We start from the raw sequence: 15,945 nt of genomic DNA, 5'->3' as shown, positions 1-15,945 counted from the left end.
ATTCGATGTTGTTCTCTAGAGGGCCGCGAGTTCGCGCAGCCTGTGCCCCGGGTTCGCGTCCAACAGCAGCGACGTGTATTCGCTCTGCGGATCCGCGAAGACGCCCGCCGTGGGACCGGTTTCAACCAGACGTCCGCGGCGCATGACCCCGACGTCGTGCGAGATGCGCTCGACAATGTGCAGGTCGTGCGAAATGAACAGATAGGACAGGCCGAGCCGCGACTGCAGGTCCTCAAGGAGCGCGAGGATCTGCGCCTGCGTGAGGACGTCCAGTGCCGAAAGCGCCTCGTCCAGCACCAGCGTGCGGGCGCCCAGGGCCAATGCCCGCGCGATGGCTACACGCTGCCGCTGGCCACCAGACAGCTCGCGGGCGCGCAGCGGTGCGACCCGCGTCGGCAGGCTCACCTGGCCGAGGAGCTCGGCGACCTTGGCTTTGCGTTCGGTCCGGCTGCCCACGCGGTAGCTGTTCAGGGGTTCAGCCACGAGGTCCTCCACCGAGAGCCTCGGGTCCAGAGCGGAATCGGGGTTCTGATACACCAGCTGCAGTCCGCGCCAGAGCTCCCGCTTGCCGGTTCCGCGGAGTCCGGTGACGTCGCGTCCGTCGATCCGCACGGTCCCCCCGGTGGGATCGAGCAGCCTCATGATCATCCGAGCGGTGGTCGACTTTCCGGATCCGGATTCGCCGACGAGCGCGAACGTGGTGCCCGGGCGAACGGCGAACGAGACGCCGTCGACGGCCAGGTGTTCGGACTTTCCCCGGCCGAACGCTTTGGCGAGTCCGGAGACCTCGATCGCTGGGGCTTGCGTTCCGGCGTCGTTACCTGGCCGCTCGATCGGCGCCGTCGGGGCCGCCTCCGCCAACAGGCGAACCGTGTATTCGTCCTCCGGGCGGGTGAGGATGTCCAGCACGGGGCTGTCCTCGCGGATCCTCCCCCGCTGCATCACCACGATCCGGTCGGCCAGGTCCGTTGCGACGGCCAGGTCGTGGGTCACGAAAATGACGGCGGTTCCGCGTTCCCGGGCCAGCCGCGTGAAGACGTCCAGAACCGTCCGCTGCACCGTCACGTCCAGTGCGGACGTCGGTTCGTCGGCGATCAACAGCTGGGGATTGAGGCAGAACGCGATGGCGATCAGCACACGTTGCTTCAATCCACCGGAAAGCTCGTGGGGATACTGTCCCAGTCGCTCCTCGGGGCGGTCGATCCCCACCGTCTCGAACAGGCGGACCACCTCGGCGCGGAGTTCCGCCCGTGAGCGCCTGCCGCCGTCCGGGTGGAGCCGGAACACCTCGGCGACTTGGGAACCCACGGTTTGCACGGGGTCCAGCGAGGCGCCCGGATCCTGCGGGACCATTCCGATGCTCTTACCGCGCATGCGTTCAAGTGCCCGCTCCGGAAGGGAGAGCAGGTCGGCGCCCGCGAAGTCGATGGCACCGTCGAGGTGGGCGTTCGCGGGGAGCAGCCCGATGATCGCTTTGGCCAGGGTGCTCTTCCCGGAGCCGGACTCGCCGACCAGCGCGACGATCTCGCCAGTGCGCAGCGTCAGGTCCAGACGGTCGCCCGCCAGCACGGACTCCCTTCCGGAGCCGTAGGTGATGCTCAGTCCGCGCACGCTCAGTAGCGCTCCTGTGGGGGTTGTGGTGGTCATGGTGTTCCCTCGTCCCTAGAAACGGAAGATCTTTTGTAGCTGCCGGCCGAGCCCCGCGAGCAGGATGACGGCGGCGACAATGACAACGCCGGGAAGGCTGGTCAGCCACCAGGCGGTGGCCAGGTACTGCCGCCCCTCGGCGATCAGGAGGCCCCACTCGGGCGTGGGAGGCGGAGAGCCGAACCCGAGGAAACCAAGGCCGGAGATCGCCAGGATCGCCGCGCCCAGATCCACGGCCAGCAATGCCAGTACCGGCCCGCAGGCGTTGGGAAGGATGTGCTTGACGACGACGGACGCGTACGAACCCCCGTTGAGGAACGCCGCCTCCACGTAGTCCAGGTTGCGAACGCGCAGGACCTCGGAGCGGACGACGCGGGCGAAGGACGCGATGGAGGCGATGCCGACGCCCACGCCGAGCGAAATCGGTCCCGGCGCGTACGCCGTGACGATGATCAGCGAAATGAGGAAGCCGGGAACGGCGAGCAGCACGTCCACCAGCCGCATGGTGGCCGCGTCGGCGAAGCGTCCCGCCGTGGCTGCGGCCAGCCCGATGGCCGTGCCGACCACCAGTCCGATCAACACGGCCAACCCCGCCGTGAGCAGGGTCTGCGAGGTGCCGTGCACCACGCGCGCGTAGACATCACGACCAAGGTGGTCCGTGCCGAACCAGTGTTCGGCTCCCGGGGCCTGGAACTTCTCGGCCGGCACTCCTGTGACGGGGTCGAAACCGGTGAAGAGTCCGGGCAGGAGCGCCCATCCCAGCACCAGTAATAGCGGGGCTGCGGTCAACCACAGCGCCGGCAAATGCATGGCGCCGCGGTGCCGCCCACCCGTCGGCCCTGGGTCGGGGGTGGATGCCTGCGTCGCAGCCTCGGGTGGGAACGCCACCGCGGCGACCGGGGCGATCGTATCCGGCTTGGTGCTCATGTTCGCTCCGTTTCTTATCAGGCGGCCAGCGCACGGGGTGCGCCGTGGGTGCTGCTTTTCAGGATCCGCGGGTCCAGCAGCGGGTACAGCAGATCCACGGCGAGGTTGACCCCCACGAAGGCGGTCGCGGTCAAAAGCACGAGCCCCTGGACAAGCGGCACGTCCTGGGCGGTAACCGCCTGGAGGACGACCTGCCCCAGGCCGGCGCGGGCGAAGACGGTCTCCGTGATCACCGACCCGGCCAGCAGCGTGCCGACCGTGATACCGCTGATGGTCATCGCCGGCGCAGCCGCGTTCTTCAGTGCGTGCCGGTAGAAGATCCACGCCGGAGAGGCGCCCTTTGCCCGCAGCACGTCGATGAAGGGTTGCGCATAGACGGCGTCGAGACTCTTCAGCAGGACTTGGGCGATCGGTGCCGAGACGTGCACGGCGAGCACCAGGACCGGGACGGCCAACGACGCGAACGAACCGTCCGGGAAGAGCGACATCACCCCCCACTGGATGGCGAGCACCTGCAGCAGGACCAGTCCAAGCCAAAAGACCGGCACAGCGGCGAAGAGCGGGGGAAGGTTCAGAATGGTCCGCTTGAGCCAAGTGGCCCGTGCCAGCGTGGCGGTCGCGGCGAGCGCAACCGCCAACAGGACCGCGCCGACGAACGCACTGCCGGCCAGCGCCAGCGTGGACGCGATGACGGAGCCGATGCGTTCCGAAACGGGTTGCCCCGAAGCGAGCGAGTAGCCCACGTCTCCGCGGAGGATGTCCGCGAGCTGGCCGACGTACTGCACCAACAGCGGCTGGTCATAGCCGTACTGGGCCTTCATGGCGGCGATTGTCGCCGGGTCGGCTGCCGCATCGGCGGAGAGGAAGATCGTCACGGGATCGTTGGGCAGGAGCTGCACGGCCAGGAAGACCAGCGTGTAGGCGAGCCAGACGACCAACAGGGACTGTCCGATCCTTCTCGCGATGTAGGCGGCCACGGCGGACTACTCCCCGGTCTTCCAGGCGCCCTGGAATATGGGCGCGGTTCCGGAGGTGAATTCCACGTGTGAGCCCGGGGCTCCCCCGTAGACCTGCACCTCGTCCCACAAGACCAGCGAAAGTGCCTGGTCGACAACCAGTTGACGCTGTTCCTCGGCCACGAGTTCCAGATGTTCCTCGTCGCTGGCCGCGGCGCGTTCCTCGGCGAAGAGTGAGTTGAGGTCCTTGTCCGCGTTGAGCGTCTGGGTGTTGCTCTCCGGTCCGAAGACCGGGCCGAGTCCCCCGTAGGCGAACTGCCGGGTGCCGAAGAACTCGATGTTGGGGTCGATCATGGCCGTGGCGAGGAACGTGTTGTCCGCTGCTCGGTTGACCAGCTTCACGCCGATCTGGCGCCACTGCTGCTCGATCAGTTCGAAGGCGGGTTTGATCACCACGGAGTTGTTGGAGGAGGTGACGGTGACCTGCAGCTTCTCGCCGTCCTTTTCGCGGATGCCGTCTGTTCCGACCTTCCAACCCGCCTCGTCGAGCAACTGCTTGGACTTCTCGGGCTCGTAGGCGAGTTCCGCGGAAAGGTCGACGTATCCGGGCGCCGCGCGGTTGAGCACCGACCCGGCAATCTCGTAGCTATCCGAAAGCACGGTGTCCTTAATGGTCTGGCGGTCAATGCCGACCTGCAGTGCCTGACGCACCTTGACGTCGGCGAGCTTGCCGCTGCCGATGCGCACGGCGGCCATGTTCGCCGTTAGGTCCACGCCCTTCGCGGGAAGCACCTGCGCTCCTCCGGCTGCCAGCGCCGCCTCATCGGCAGGCTGCAGGCCGCGGACGAGGTCCACCTGGCCGGACTGCACGGCGCCGGCACGGTGGGCAACCTCCGGTAGGTACTTCACGGCGAGCTTGTCCAAATAGGCCGCACCCTGGTTCTCGGCCGTCTCGGGGGCCCACGCGTAGTCGGCTCGCTTGGCGAACACGACCTCCTCGTCCGTCTTCTCGGACTCGAACACAAACGGGCCCGAGCCGACGATCTTCGAGATTGCGGACTGGCCCGCGTTGTCCAGCTTCAAAGTTTCCGGGGAAACCAGTCCGGCGGTCACCGAAGAGGTCGCCCGGAGGAAGTTTGCGTCCGGGCTCTTCAGCGTGACCTTCACCTGGCTGTCGGCAAGAACCTCGGCGGACTTGTAGGACGCGAAGTCGACGTTCGGCTGCACCTGGGCGGCCTCGACCCCCAGACCCAGGGCGTCGAGGTTGGCCTTCACGGCCTGCGCGTCCAGCGGCGTCCCGTCGGAGAACGTCACGCCATCGCGGATGGTGAATGTGAACTCGGTCTTGTCCGCGTTGGCCTCGAACTTGCTCGCAATCCATCCGACCAGCTCGCCGTTCTCAGCGTCGAAGTAGGTGAGGCGGTCGAGCACGCTGTTGAGGACGTTCGCCTTCTCGTAGAAGCGCGCGGCCTGGGTCTGCCAATTGTTGATCGGAGTGACCTCGGCATAGGTGAACGTTCCGCCCTGCACCGGCTCGCCGGCGGCGGCCGACGGCTGGTTGCCGGACGCGCCCGATCCGCAGGCCGCCAATGCCAAGGAGGCGGCTCCCAACAGTGCGACGAGTGCGGAAGCGCGGCGAACGGTGCCGCGGCCGGGACGGGAAATACGGGGTGTGGGTTCCATAGTGGATCCTCTCGGTTGTTACCGAGGAACGCTCTGTCCGCAGCTGTGTGGACGTCGGCGGACCGACGTTTAAGAACCTGCGGAGTCTGGCAATCTCCATCGGTCCTGGCATGAGCACCGGCCCCGAGGGGGTGGTTGCTGCGGCGTCAATGAGCCAGGTCTCTCAGCCGCTCTGGATGGTTGTCGTGTGACTGCGGAACCTCCGCGGTCATGTTTAAAGTGTCTTGCAGGATCTTCGATGTGACCAAGGATTACGGCGATATGGCGAAACAAACGGACACGAACCGGCTTGGTGACTCATTCGTTCAATGTTGCTCCAGATGACGCCGGGTTACGTGAGAGTGCGGCGCCGAGTAGCCGGACCGCATTTTTGCGAGGAGTCTGACCGCGACTAGGCGAGGCCAGCGGTCCTCGTCCTCGCGATGGGATGTGGGAGGTGCTCCAGACCGGGTGAAAATATCGAGATCTCCCGGAATTTCGGCAGGTCTCGGCAATATTGGGCGGTCTCGGCTGCAGGAGGGCGGGAGCGGTCGCGGTCGCGGCACCGCCAACCGACCAACCGCTCAACGCGCGAAACCCACCTGGGCCACGTCTCCCACGGCGTCGAACTTCCGCGGGGCGGTTCCATTGACCTCGTAGTCCCCGACGATCCGCGCCTTGTAGATGGTCGGGTTGTGGGTCGCGACCGTGCGCGCGTTCCGCCAGTGGCGGTCCAGGTTGCACACGCGCGCCGTGGACGAGGCGCCGAGACCGTCGAAGAGCTTGGACGCCGCGGACAGCACCAGCGGCTGGACCACGGTCTGCGCGCGGTTGGCGGCCAGCTCGCACACGGCCCACCGCTCGGCCTCCGTCAGCCCCGACTCGCCATCCACGGACTCGACCTCCGCGACGGCGGCCAGCACCACGGCGTCGACCGCGAACGCCGTGGAGGACATCTCTCCGATGAGCTGCAACACCTGCGGCTCCTCACGGACGGGAACGCCCGTACCGGTGCTGAATGTCCGGGTCCGTGCCTGGACGGCCGCGCGGGCGTCGGCCAGCGCGGCCCTCGAGATCCCGGCCAGCACGGCGAGCAGAACCAGCTGGAAGACGGCCGATTCCACGTGCGCCTCGAGCTCGGCCGGCCGAAGCAGGGTGTCGACCGGAACGTCGTCGAAGGTCGTAGATCCCGTGCCGGTCAACTGCTGGCCGAAGCCGTCCCAATCGTCGAAGATCCGCACGCCGGAGTGCTGCGTCGATACGACGGCGATGTGGCGCCCGGCGACGCCCGGCACCGTCGCCGCGACTGCCGCCCAATCGGCGAAGATGGTGCCGGTGCAGTAGTACTTTTTGCCCGTCAGCCGCAACAGGCCGTCGTGTTCCAGGAGCCGGGTGTTGAGCGTTCCGAGTTCATTGCCTCCGCGCTCGGTGTACGCGTTGCCGACCAGCTGTCCCCCGACGAAGCGGGCAAACCAGCGGTTGCGGACCTCCGCGTCGTCCAGCGTCAGGACGGATTCGACGAACCCGACGTGCGAACGGAGCAGGTGGGACACCTGCGAGTCCGCCTCGGCCAACTCGATGAGCAGCCGGAAGGTGTCCGCCAGCGATGCCCCGTAGCCGCCGTCCGCCTCCGGCACGCGCAGGGCGCCGAACCGCAGCTGGTTGAGCCATCCGACCTGCTCGTAGGGCAGCACCCGCTCGGCGTCGCGCACCGCGGCGCCCTCCGCGATGCGCTCGAAGACGGGCCGAAACACGTCGGCCAGCTCGTCGTAGTGGCTGGTTGCGGGCACGCCCGGAGTCAGTTTGATCAGGTGGCGGGCGGGGACAGGGAACTGCTCCACAGTGAATCACTCCATCGGACCTAGCGTGAGCACCTACCTCCCGACGGACGGGAAGGGGTTGCTGCGGCGTCATGGAGCCAGGACTCTCGGCCGCTCTGGATGGTTTGTTGACTCATTTGTACCCGGCCATCGCGGGCTCGCCAAACATCGGACTGCCTCTCCGGGCGCGATTCCGGGATCCAGCGCCCCGTAAATATCCTGAAGATTCGGTGCAAGGACACGCCTTTGCCGAAGTTTCTTCGAAAAATACGCACACCGAAGTATTACGCCGAATGTTTCGGGGATGCGTCGTAACTTGCCGAATGCGCCGGGATGACATTAAGTTGACTCAATACCATCCCGAGCGGCCGAGAGATCTGGCTTGTTGACGCCGCAGCAACCACCCCGTCCGGGGACGGTGCTAACGCCAGGACCGATGGAGTTGAGCATGAGCACCACCACCGCGCCGGACAACCGGCGGACATCCACTTCCACCCGCCAGCCGGGTTCCGCGCTGCCCGTCTCGTTCTCCGGCCTCGGCCGCGCGTTCGGCGACGGCGACGCCCGCCGCGCCGTCCTCGAATCCATAGATTTCGACGTCGTTGCCGGCGAGGTGCTGGCCATCCTCGGTCCCAGCGGCTGCGGCAAATCAACCCTCCTGCGAGCGGTGGCGGGCCTCGACCGTCCGACCAGCGGCGGGGTGTCCATCGACGGACGCGACATCCACGGTCTCGACGACCGCTCCGCCGTCGCCTTCCAGGAACCGCGGCTGCTGCCGTGGCAGACCGTCCGGCGGAACGTCGCGCTCGGACTCCCGCGCGGGACGCCCAAGGCGGAGGGTGCGGAACGGATCGCGGAACTGCTGGACCTCGTCGAGCTGTCCGGACACGCCGACCACCGCCCCCGCGAGATCTCCGGCGGCATGGCCCAGCGCGCCTCGCTGGCGCGGGCGCTGGCCCGCCGTCCGGGCGTGCTCCTGCTGGACGAGCCCTTCGGCGCGCTCGATGCCCTCACGCGGCTGAAGATGCAGGACCTGCTCCTGGACATCCACCGCGCCCACCCCGCCACGGTCCTCCTGGTCACGCACGACGTCGACGAGGCCCTCCAGCTCGCGGACCGCGTCCTGGTCCTCGGCCGGGTTCCCGGGCAGGAGGGCGCCGGCATCACCCAGGTCCTCACGGTCCCCGGCGAGCGCCCGCGCGACCGCGCGTCCGCCGAACTGGCCCGTCTGCGCTCGTCCCTGCTCGAAAGCCTCGGCGTCGACTCCCACCGACACTGACACCGGCTTACCCACCGACACCCCCGGCCGACGTCGGCCACCACCCGCATCCCACACCGCATCCCCGAAGGAACCCCATGATTTCCCACGCCCTGTCCCCCGTCTCCCGCCGCCGTTTCCTCGGACTCGGCGCCGCCGGTGCCGCCGCCGCGCTCCTGACCGCCTGCGCGGGCGAGGGCTCCGGTTCGGAGGCCGCGGCCGGCGCCGCCAAGACGCTGAACATCGACTTCGCCACCTACAACCCGCTCAGTCTGGTCATCAAGGAAAAGGGTTGGCTCGAGGCCACGCTGAAGGAGCAGGGCGTAACGGTCAACTGGCTCCAGTCCGCCGGGTCGAACAAGGCCAACGAGGCCCTGCGCGCCGACGCCATCCAGGTGGGTTCAACTGCAGGATCGGCTGCCCTGCTGGCCCGCGCCAACGGATCCCCCATCAAGGTGATCAGCCTCTACTCGCAGCCGGAGTGGTCCGCGCTGGTGGTGCCGAAGGATTCGACCATCAAGTCCGTGGCCGAGCTCAAGGGCAAGCAGATCGCGGCGACGAAGGGCACCGACCCCTACTTCTTCCTGGTCCAGTCGCTCGAGGAGGCCGGGCTGTCCATCAACGACGTGACCGTACAGAACCTCCAGCACGCGGACGGGCGCGCGGCCCTGGACAACGGCTCCGTGGACGCCTGGGCCGGGCTGGACCCGATCATGGCCGGCGCCGAGCAGGCCGGGGCCACGCTGCTCTACCGAAACCTCGACTTCAACACCTACGGCTTCCTCAACGCCACCGAGAAGTTCCTCAACGACTCCCCGGAGCTCGCGCAGACCGTCGTCGACGCCTACGAGAAGGCCCGCGGATGGGCCGCGGAGAACCCGGAGGAGACCGCCGCGATCCTCGCCGACGTCGCCTCCCTGGACCAGGCCGTCGCCAGCCAGGTCATCCTCGAACGCTCCAACCTCGACGTCGACGGCGTTCCGGGCGAGGCCCAGACCAAGGTCCTGACCACGGTCGGCCCGATCTTCGTCGAGACCGGCGACGTGTCCGACCAGGCGGACATCGACGACGCCGTCGCGACCATCGTCGACGACACCTTCGCGAAGAAGGCGGACGCCTCGACCATCAAGGACGCGTGATGACGCTCGGCCCGAACACCAAGGTCTCCGACGGGGCGGTCGCCGGCCGCGCCTCGTCGACCCGCGGCACGACGCCGGCCCGCCCCCGGGGTGCCACCGCGCGCCGGGTGGCGATCGGCGCCGTCGTGCCGGTGGCCCTGCTGGCGTTGTGGCAGGCGGCCAGCTCGCTGGGATGGGTCTCCGCCGTCGCGCTTCCGGCGCCCGGGGCCGTGTTGGCCGCCGGCGCGGAACTCGTCGAGCGCGGCGAGCTGACCCGGCACATCGGGATCTCGCTGCAGCGCGTGCTGCTGGGCTTCGGCATCGGCGCGGCGCTCGGGCTGGCGCTGGGTTCGCTCGTGGGCCTGTCCCGGTGGGCCGACGCGCTGCTCGGCCCGACGGTCGGCGCGTTCCGCGCGGTGCCGTCCCTGGCTTGGGTGCCGCTGCTGATCCTGTGGATGAAGATCGGCGAGGACTCGAAGGTCACGCTGATCGTCATCGGTGCGTTCTTCCCAATCTTCACCACCGTGTACCTGGCGCTGCGCCACGTGGACAAGAACCTGGTGGAGGCCGCGCGCGCCTTCGGCGTCAACGGTCTGCGGCTGCTGACCACCGTGCAGCTGCCCGCCGTCGTTCCGGCGATCTTCTCCGGGCTGCGGCTCGCGTTGGCGCAGGCGTGGCTGTTCCTGGTCGCGGCGGAGCTGATCGCCTCGTCCATGGGGCTCGGCTTCCTGCTGACCGATTCGCAGAACAACGGCCGCACCGACCGCCTGCTCCTGGCCATCATCCTGCTCGCCGTGATCGGCAAGATCACCGACGGGCTGCTGGGGATTCTCGAGCGCTGGGCCGTGAACCGCTGGGCGTAGGAACACGCCGCGCGGGACGTGCGCCCACGGCCGCATCCCGCCTCCGCGCGCCGGCGCGAATGTTGCGTTTTGCGCGGCACCGGTTTGCGGCCGCGGCCCCGCGGGACCTTTAGTAGTGCTACCGCCAGGATCGATGGAGCTGATGATGACGAACCAGAACGAAACCGAGCGCCTCGCCTTCTGGGAGGAGGCCGCGTCCCGCCTCCAGTGGGCCGAGCCCTGGCACACCACCCACTCGGCCACGCCCGCGGACACCGCCGCCCGCCGCGGCCCCGAGCTTCGCTGGTTCGACGGCGGGAAGCTCAACGCCGCCGTCAACTGCGCCGACCGCCACGTCGCGGCCGGCCGAGGCGACAAGGTGGCCCTGCACTTCGAGGGCGAGCCGGGCGACACGCGGACCGTCACCTACCGCGAACTCACCGCGCTCGTTTCCCAGGCCGCCAATGCGCTGACGGAACTCGGCATCGGGAAGGGCGACCGCGTCGTCGTCTACCTGCCCGTGCTGGTGGAGACGGTCGTGATCACGCTTGCGTGCGCGCGGATCGGCGCCGTCCACTCGCTGGTCTTCGGCGGCTTCTCCGCCGAGGCGCTGCGGTTCCGCGTCGAGGACACCGGGGCCAAGCTGCTGGTCACCACGGACGGCCAATTCCGCCGCGGCACCGCCGTGCCGGTCAAGTCGCAGGCGGACGAGGCCGTGTCCGGGGACAACGCGATCGAGCACGTCCTGGTCATCAACCGCACCGGACACACCGACGTTGACTGGGTCCAGGGCCGCGACGTGTGGTGGCACGACGTCGTCGACTCCCAGCCCACCGAGCACGCAGCCGAGGCGTTCGACGCCGAAACGCCACTGTTCATCATGTACACCTCCGGCACCACCGGGCAGCCGAAGGGCCTGGTCCACACCACCGGCGGTTACCTGACGCAGGCCTCCTGGAGCCACGAGTTCCTGTTCTCCCACCCCGATCCGGCGCAGCGCGAAAACGACGTCCACTGGTGCACCGCCGACCTCGCCTGGGTCACCGCCCACACCTACGAGATCTACGGACCGCTCTCCAACGGCGTCACCCAGGTCATCTACGAGGGCGTGCCCAACGCACCCCACCCGGGCCGGCACTTCGAGATCATCGAACGCTACGGCGTCACGAGCTACTACACGGCCCCCACGCTGGTGCGCTCGCTCATGGGCTGGTTCCCGGACGGCATCCCGGCCCCATACGACCTCTCCTCCATCCGCCTGGCCGGAACGGTCGGCGAGGCCGTCAACCCCGAGGCCTGGCGCTGGCTGCGCACGCAGGTGGGCCGCGACGCCGTCGTTCCCGGGGACCCCGATTCCGGCGTGCCGATGGTGGACACCTGGTGGCAGTCGGAGACGGGCGCGACCGTCCTCTCCCCGCGCCAGGACGATCCCTCGTTCAAGCCCGGCTGCGCCACGCGCGCGCTGCCCGGACTCGCGACGGACATCGTGGACGACGCCGGAGCGCGGGTTCCGGCGAACACGCAGGGGAACATCGTTCTCACCCGGACGGGGCCGGCGATGGCGCGCACCGTGTGGGGCAACCCCGAGCGCTACTTCACGTCCTACTGGGAGAAGTACGCGGCGCAGGGCTGGTTCCTCGCCGGGGACGGCGCCCGGTTCGACGACGACGGCCACACCTGGATCCTGGGCCGGACCGACGACGTCATCAACATCTCCGGGCACCGGCTCTCCACGATCGAGATCGAGTCCGCGCTGGTGTCCCACGCCGCGGTGGTCGAGGCCGGCGTGTGCCCGACGTTCGATGCGAAGACCGGCCACGCGGCGACCGCGTTCGTGGTGCCTCGCGACGCGTCCCTGATCGGCGGGACGCTGGCCGACGCGCCGGCGGACGTCCGCGACTCGGTGGTCGCCGCCCTGCGGGCCCACGTGTCCACGCAGATCGGACCAATCGCCAAGCCGCGCGACGTCGTGTTCGTGCCCGACGTGCCGAAGACCCGCTCGGGGAAGATCATGCGGCGCCTGTTGACCCAGCTGTTCGAGGGAAGCACGCTTGGCGACACCACCAGTCTGCAGAACGAGCCGTGCATCGAGCGGATCAAGGAGATCTGCGACGCCCGGTAGGCCCGGCGTCGTGCCGTGCCGTGCCGTTGCGTGCCGTCGTGAGCAACTATGGCACAACTCCGGCACAACGCCCCTAGTCAGAGCGCCGAGGAGACCGCAAAGCCGTTCACGGGGGCCCAAAACCGCTCAACTCGGTACGGCCGCGGACGCGCTACATGCAGCCGCCGGACTGGGCATGGAACATCGGGCCTCCTCCGGCGGTCGAATTCAACGTCCATGGCCGCGCCTTCGCGCCACGAATGACGGATCCGGCGAACGACGGCGGCCCGACGGTGCGGAGGCCGGCCGCCGTCCGGGCGGCGAAAGATGCGACGGCTGCGGCCTAGTCATCTATCGTGTTGCTGATTATTGGGGAACTGGTGTGCGTTGTCATGCCAACAGAATCGATCCGGCGAGGGCGGCACGCCACGATTTGGCGAGGACCGAATCCGGGAATACTCCGCGCAGCCCCAGGCTGGCCCAGGCGCCACCCGGGCGCGGCGGGCGCGGGCCACTCGCCCACCGCCAGGATTCGGCCTCAGCCGAATCCTCGCGTCCGGGTGCGCGTCGCCCTACCCTGATTCCATGCACATCACACTCACCAGCGGGGACCTCACGAAGATCCGCTTCGAGGCCTCGCACCTGTGGGAAACGGTGACCAGCCTCCGCGCGCTCCAGGTGGGCACGCCCATCCACCGTCCGTGGATCGAATCGGCCAAGCGGAGCATCGCGGCGTCCATGGACCCACGCAAGGGCGCCCACCTGAGGCTGTTGAGCACGGTGGTCCTCCCGCGGGGCTTCATGGCGGACGGGCTGACCCCACCCCCCGGCACCAGGATTCGTTCGAGGAGATGCCGGCGGCGGTGGCCGCGACTGCGCTCCGTGCTGTTGGCGGACATCGACGCCCGCCTGGCGCGGATCTCGCGGAGCGGCATCGTGGAGGTGTTCCGCTCGTTGCACCCCAGTGTGATCCCGACTCCGACCGGGCTGGAGATCGTCCGGGGGTGCGATCAGGTGGTCCCACCGGATCCCGGGCAGGGGCTGATCCTGGTGCCCAACGCCTTCATCTGGCCCAATACGCGCGTGTTGAACGCCCGCCCGGTGGCCCAGCTGCCCGGCCGGCCCCGGGCACAGATCCTCGCCCAGCTGGACGTCCCCATGACCACCACCCAACTGGCCTGCGCGCTGGACCTCGCCGCCGGGACCGTCACCGGCCACCTCAAGATCATGGCCGCGGGCGGGCTGGCGTCCTCGCTCCGTTCCGGGCGGGAGGTCTTCTACCAACGGGCCGACGTCGGCGAGGCACTCGCGCGCATGTAGAAGGCGCGCCGTCCTTTCCCTTGAACGCGCCGCGGGCCCGTGCTTTGCTGGCGGCGATCACCACCGAGGAAACGCGATCACGACAGAGGAAAGGCGGGGCCATGGCCGAGCGCAGCACGAAGGGCACGAGCGCGGAAAAGGCTCACACCGCCCCGGATCCGAACGACGATAGGAAACCGGACAGCCCCCGGGACGTCGGCAAGCCCGCCTGGAAGTACATCCTCAAGCGCACGCTCCGGGAGTTCTCGCGGGACCAGTGCACCGACCTGGCCGCCGCGCTGACCTACTACGGAGTCCTGTCCCTGTTCCCCGCCCTGTTGGCGCTGGTCTCCCTGTTGGGGGTGGTCGGCCAGGCCGAGCAGACGACGCAAACCCTCCTGCAGGTCGTCGAGGGCGTCGCCGACCCGTCCGTCGTGGACAGCATCCGGCCCACGATCGAGCAACTGACGGGTTCGTCGGCCGCTGGGTTCGCGCTTGTCGCGGGCCTTTTGGGCGCCATCTGGTCCGCGTCCGGCTACGTCGGAGCCTTCGGGCGTGCCATGAACCGGATCTATGAGATCGACGAGGGGCGACCCTTCTGGAAGTTGCGGCCAACGCTGCTGGCCATCACGGTGGTCCTGCTTCTGCTCGCCGTCGTGATGGCGTTGCTGCTGGTCCTCTCCGGACCGGTTGCGGAGGCCATCGGCGGTGCGATCGGCTTGGGCGAGACCGCCCTCCTGATCTGGAACATCGCCAAGTGGCCGGTGATGGTGGGCTTCGCCGTCCTGATGATCGCCGTTCTCTACTACGCGACACCCAACGTCAAGCAGCCCAAGTTCCGCTGGACCAGCATGGGTTCCCTGATTGCGTTGGTTGTCCTGGCCCTGGCGACGCTCGGCTTCTTCTTCTACGTCTCCAACTTCGGCAACTACAACAAGACCTACGGGGCCATCGCCGGCGTCATCGTCATGCTGCTCTGGCTGTGGCTGGCGAACATCTCGCTGCTCTTCGGCGCGGAGTTCGACGCGGAGATGGAACGCGGGCGCCAGCTCCAGGGCGGGCTGGAGGCCGAGGAGAGCATCCAGCTACCGCCGCGGGACACCAAGGCCAGCGACAAGAAGGCCGAGAAGGAGCGCCAGGACGTCAGCGACGGCCGTTCGCTGCGCCGGAAATCCGGCCGGGGCTCCGGCCTCGGCTCCGAGCGCGACTCGTAGTCCGGCGGCGGTGCGGCACGCCGGATCCGTGCAACAGTTGGAGTGAAACCGACAACCCGGCAGGAAGAGGCCACACCATGAGCGGCGAACCGAAGAACCCGAACACACCGCCAACCCCCACCACCCCAACGCCGACGGCGCCTCCGGCGCGCGAAACCCCGGACAGGAAACACGCCACGCGCACCGGAATGATCTGGGCAGCGACCATCGCGGCCCTGGTCCTGCTGGTGTTGCTGATCGTCTTCATCGCACAGAACCAAACGACCGTTCCGCTGCGCTACTTCGCGGTGGAGAGCACGGTTTCGCTGGGGCTGGCGCTGCTGGCCGCGGCCGTGGCCGGCGGATTCGTGGTGGCCAGCGCCGGGGCGGCGCGCATCATCGCGCTCCGCACCCAGGCGAGCCGCGAGAGCCGCAAGCGCGCCAAGACACAGGGCCGCCGCTAGGCCCCCACCGGCGTCGCCGTCCCGGCCGCGCCCGGGGCGAGGTGCACGACGTCGGGCGGGTCGCCCTCGGGCGCACCGCGGCGTGCGCCAGCGAACAGCTTGGCGTCGAGTTCAACGATTTGGCCGTTGCGGAACCGCGGGTGGTCCGCGCCGAGGATCCTGGTCAAGGTGAGGCGCAGCAGCGTCCCGTGCGCGACGGCGACGACGTTTCGCCCGGGGTACCGCTCCACGAGTCCGGCGAGGGACCGCACCCCGCGGTCGGCCACCTCGTCCTCGGGTTCGGCGGATTCGAGCAACCGGTCGATGTCGTGCCGCGGGAGCCCGGCCACCACGCGACCCTCGCAGCGGCCGTAGTCGCGCTCGGCCAGGCCGGCCAGGGTCTCCGTGGGTTCGAGTCCGAGCACCACACCGGCCAGGGAGGCGGTCTCCGCGGCGCGGGCCAGCGGCGAGGAGACCAGCACGTCCCACCCGCCGGCCGCCAGCAGTTCGCGGCCGGCGGCCCGCGCCTGGCCGCGGCCCACCTCGTTCAGGGCGATGTCCATCCGGCCCTGCAGGCGGCCCTCCGCGTTCCAGTCGGTCTCCCCGTGACGCACCAACGCAAGTTTCGATCCCATCCCTCCAGCCTATCGCCCGCGTTCCGGGCCGCAGGATATTCGAT

13 protein-coding genes and 3 riboswitches are annotated in these 15,945 nt (G+C 68.8%); of the genes, 7 read left to right on the top strand and 6 right to left on the bottom strand.

Translation table 11 applies throughout. The annotated features are described in order from the left end of the window. Positions 1 to 15: 15 nt before the first annotated feature. The 5 genes from nikE to AC0QSG_RS13145 all read right to left on the bottom strand — a co-directional run bounded on the left by nikE (position 16) and on the right by AC0QSG_RS13145 (position 7,033). On the bottom strand, positions 16 to 1,647 hold the full coding sequence (gene nikE, locus AC0QSG_RS13165) for a nickel ABC transporter ATP-binding protein NikE (RefSeq protein WP_475375719.1): 1,632 nt from the start codon (positions 1,645 to 1,647) through the stop codon (positions 16 to 18). 15 nt (positions 1,648 to 1,662) lie between these two features. Then, complete coding sequence (locus AC0QSG_RS13160; RefSeq protein ID WP_475375718.1) at positions 1,663 to 2,574, bottom strand: ABC transporter permease; 912 nt, start codon at positions 2,572 to 2,574, stop codon at positions 1,663 to 1,665. A gap of 17 nt (positions 2,575 to 2,591) precedes the next feature. Next, entirely contained in the window at positions 2,592 to 3,551 is a 960-nt protein-coding gene (locus AC0QSG_RS13155; protein WP_475375717.1) for an ABC transporter permease, read from the bottom strand. A gap of 6 nt (positions 3,552 to 3,557) precedes the next feature. Beyond that, complete coding sequence (locus AC0QSG_RS13150) at positions 3,558 to 5,213, bottom strand: ABC transporter substrate-binding protein (protein WP_475375716.1); 1,656 nt, start codon at positions 5,211 to 5,213, stop codon at positions 3,558 to 3,560. Between the two features lie 93 nt (positions 5,214 to 5,306). Continuing rightward, positions 5,307 to 5,396, bottom strand: a riboswitch (SAM riboswitch). A gap of 380 nt (positions 5,397 to 5,776) precedes the next feature. Then, positions 5,777 to 7,033: an acyl-CoA dehydrogenase family protein gene (locus AC0QSG_RS13145; protein WP_475375715.1), complete on the bottom strand. Its 1,257-nt coding sequence runs from the start codon at positions 7,031 to 7,033 to the stop codon at positions 5,777 to 5,779. 8 nt (positions 7,034 to 7,041) lie between these two features. Further along, positions 7,042 to 7,139: riboswitch (SAM riboswitch) on the bottom strand. A gap of 225 nt (positions 7,140 to 7,364) precedes the next feature. Then, positions 7,365 to 7,455, top strand: a riboswitch (SAM riboswitch). Between the two features lie 5 nt (positions 7,456 to 7,460). Between AC0QSG_RS13145 and AC0QSG_RS13140 the strand changes: the two genes are divergently transcribed. The 7 genes from AC0QSG_RS13140 to AC0QSG_RS13110 all read left to right on the top strand — a co-directional run bounded on the left by AC0QSG_RS13140 (position 7,461) and on the right by AC0QSG_RS13110 (position 15,287). Continuing rightward, a complete protein-coding gene (locus tag AC0QSG_RS13140) occupies positions 7,461 to 8,291 on the top strand; it encodes an ABC transporter ATP-binding protein (protein WP_475375714.1) in 831 nt (276 codons plus the stop codon). Between the two features lie 77 nt (positions 8,292 to 8,368). Beyond that, the gene (locus AC0QSG_RS13135) at positions 8,369 to 9,409 is read left to right on the top strand and encodes an aliphatic sulfonate ABC transporter substrate-binding protein (protein WP_475375713.1); all 1,041 of its coding nucleotides are present in this window, start codon (positions 8,369 to 8,371) and stop codon (positions 9,407 to 9,409) included. Next, entirely contained in the window at positions 9,409 to 10,251 is an 843-nt protein-coding gene (locus tag AC0QSG_RS13130; protein ID WP_435727737.1) for an ABC transporter permease, read from the top strand. Before AC0QSG_RS13135 ends, AC0QSG_RS13130 begins: the two co-directional genes overlap by 1 nt. A 145-nt stretch (positions 10,252 to 10,396) precedes the next feature. Then, the gene (acs, locus tag AC0QSG_RS13125; RefSeq protein ID WP_475375712.1) at positions 10,397 to 12,352 is read left to right on the top strand and encodes an acetate--CoA ligase; all 1,956 of its coding nucleotides are present in this window, start codon (positions 10,397 to 10,399) and stop codon (positions 12,350 to 12,352) included. Positions 12,353 to 12,916: 564 nt separating this feature from the next. After that, positions 12,917 to 13,651: an ArsR/SmtB family transcription factor gene (locus AC0QSG_RS13120; protein WP_475375711.1), complete on the top strand. Its 735-nt coding sequence runs from the start codon at positions 12,917 to 12,919 to the stop codon at positions 13,649 to 13,651. 101 nt (positions 13,652 to 13,752) lie between these two features. Then, the gene (locus AC0QSG_RS13115; RefSeq protein ID WP_475375710.1) at positions 13,753 to 14,844 is read left to right on the top strand and encodes a YihY/virulence factor BrkB family protein; all 1,092 of its coding nucleotides are present in this window, start codon (positions 13,753 to 13,755) and stop codon (positions 14,842 to 14,844) included. A gap of 77 nt (positions 14,845 to 14,921) precedes the next feature. Beyond that, on the top strand, positions 14,922 to 15,287 hold the full coding sequence (locus AC0QSG_RS13110) for a lipopolysaccharide assembly protein LapA domain-containing protein (RefSeq protein ID WP_475375709.1): 366 nt from the start codon (positions 14,922 to 14,924) through the stop codon (positions 15,285 to 15,287). Here the strand turns inward: AC0QSG_RS13110 and AC0QSG_RS13105 are convergent. Continuing rightward, on the bottom strand, positions 15,284 to 15,901 hold the full coding sequence (locus AC0QSG_RS13105; protein ID WP_475375708.1) for a histidine phosphatase family protein: 618 nt from the start codon (positions 15,899 to 15,901) through the stop codon (positions 15,284 to 15,286). The genes AC0QSG_RS13110 and AC0QSG_RS13105 overlap by 4 nt on opposite strands. Positions 15,902 to 15,945: the final 44 nt, after the last annotated feature.

The organism is Arthrobacter sp. LT660, from assembly GCF_056172845.1.
The sequence above is the reverse complement of the archived record's forward strand: the minus strand, read 5'-3'. Positions and strand labels throughout refer to the sequence as shown.

Coding starts and splice junctions, on each gene's coding strand:
- nikE (WP_475375719.1), bottom strand. CDS start 1,647: ATGACCACCACAACCCCCACAGGAGCGCTACTGAGCGTGCGCGGACTG.
- AC0QSG_RS13160 (WP_475375718.1), bottom strand. CDS start 2,574: ATGAGCACCAAGCCGGATACGATCGCCCCGGTCGCCGCGGTGGCGTTC.
- AC0QSG_RS13150 (WP_475375716.1), bottom strand. CDS start 5,213: ATGGAACCCACACCCCGTATTTCCCGTCCCGGCCGCGGCACCGTTCGC.
- AC0QSG_RS13140 (WP_475375714.1), top strand. CDS start 7,461: ATGAGCACCACCACCGCGCCGGACAACCGGCGGACATCCACTTCCACC.
- AC0QSG_RS13135 (WP_475375713.1), top strand. CDS start 8,369: ATGATTTCCCACGCCCTGTCCCCCGTCTCCCGCCGCCGTTTCCTCGGA.
- AC0QSG_RS13130 (WP_435727737.1), top strand. CDS start 9,409: ATGACGCTCGGCCCGAACACCAAGGTCTCCGACGGGGCGGTCGCCGGC.
- acs (WP_475375712.1), top strand. CDS start 10,397: ATGACGAACCAGAACGAAACCGAGCGCCTCGCCTTCTGGGAGGAGGCC.
- AC0QSG_RS13120 (WP_475375711.1), top strand. CDS start 12,917: ATGCACATCACACTCACCAGCGGGGACCTCACGAAGATCCGCTTCGAG.
- AC0QSG_RS13115 (WP_475375710.1), top strand. CDS start 13,753: ATGGCCGAGCGCAGCACGAAGGGCACGAGCGCGGAAAAGGCTCACACC.
- AC0QSG_RS13110 (WP_475375709.1), top strand. CDS start 14,922: ATGAGCGGCGAACCGAAGAACCCGAACACACCGCCAACCCCCACCACC.
- AC0QSG_RS13105 (WP_475375708.1), bottom strand. CDS start 15,901: ATGGGATCGAAACTTGCGTTGGTGCGTCACGGGGAGACCGACTGGAAC.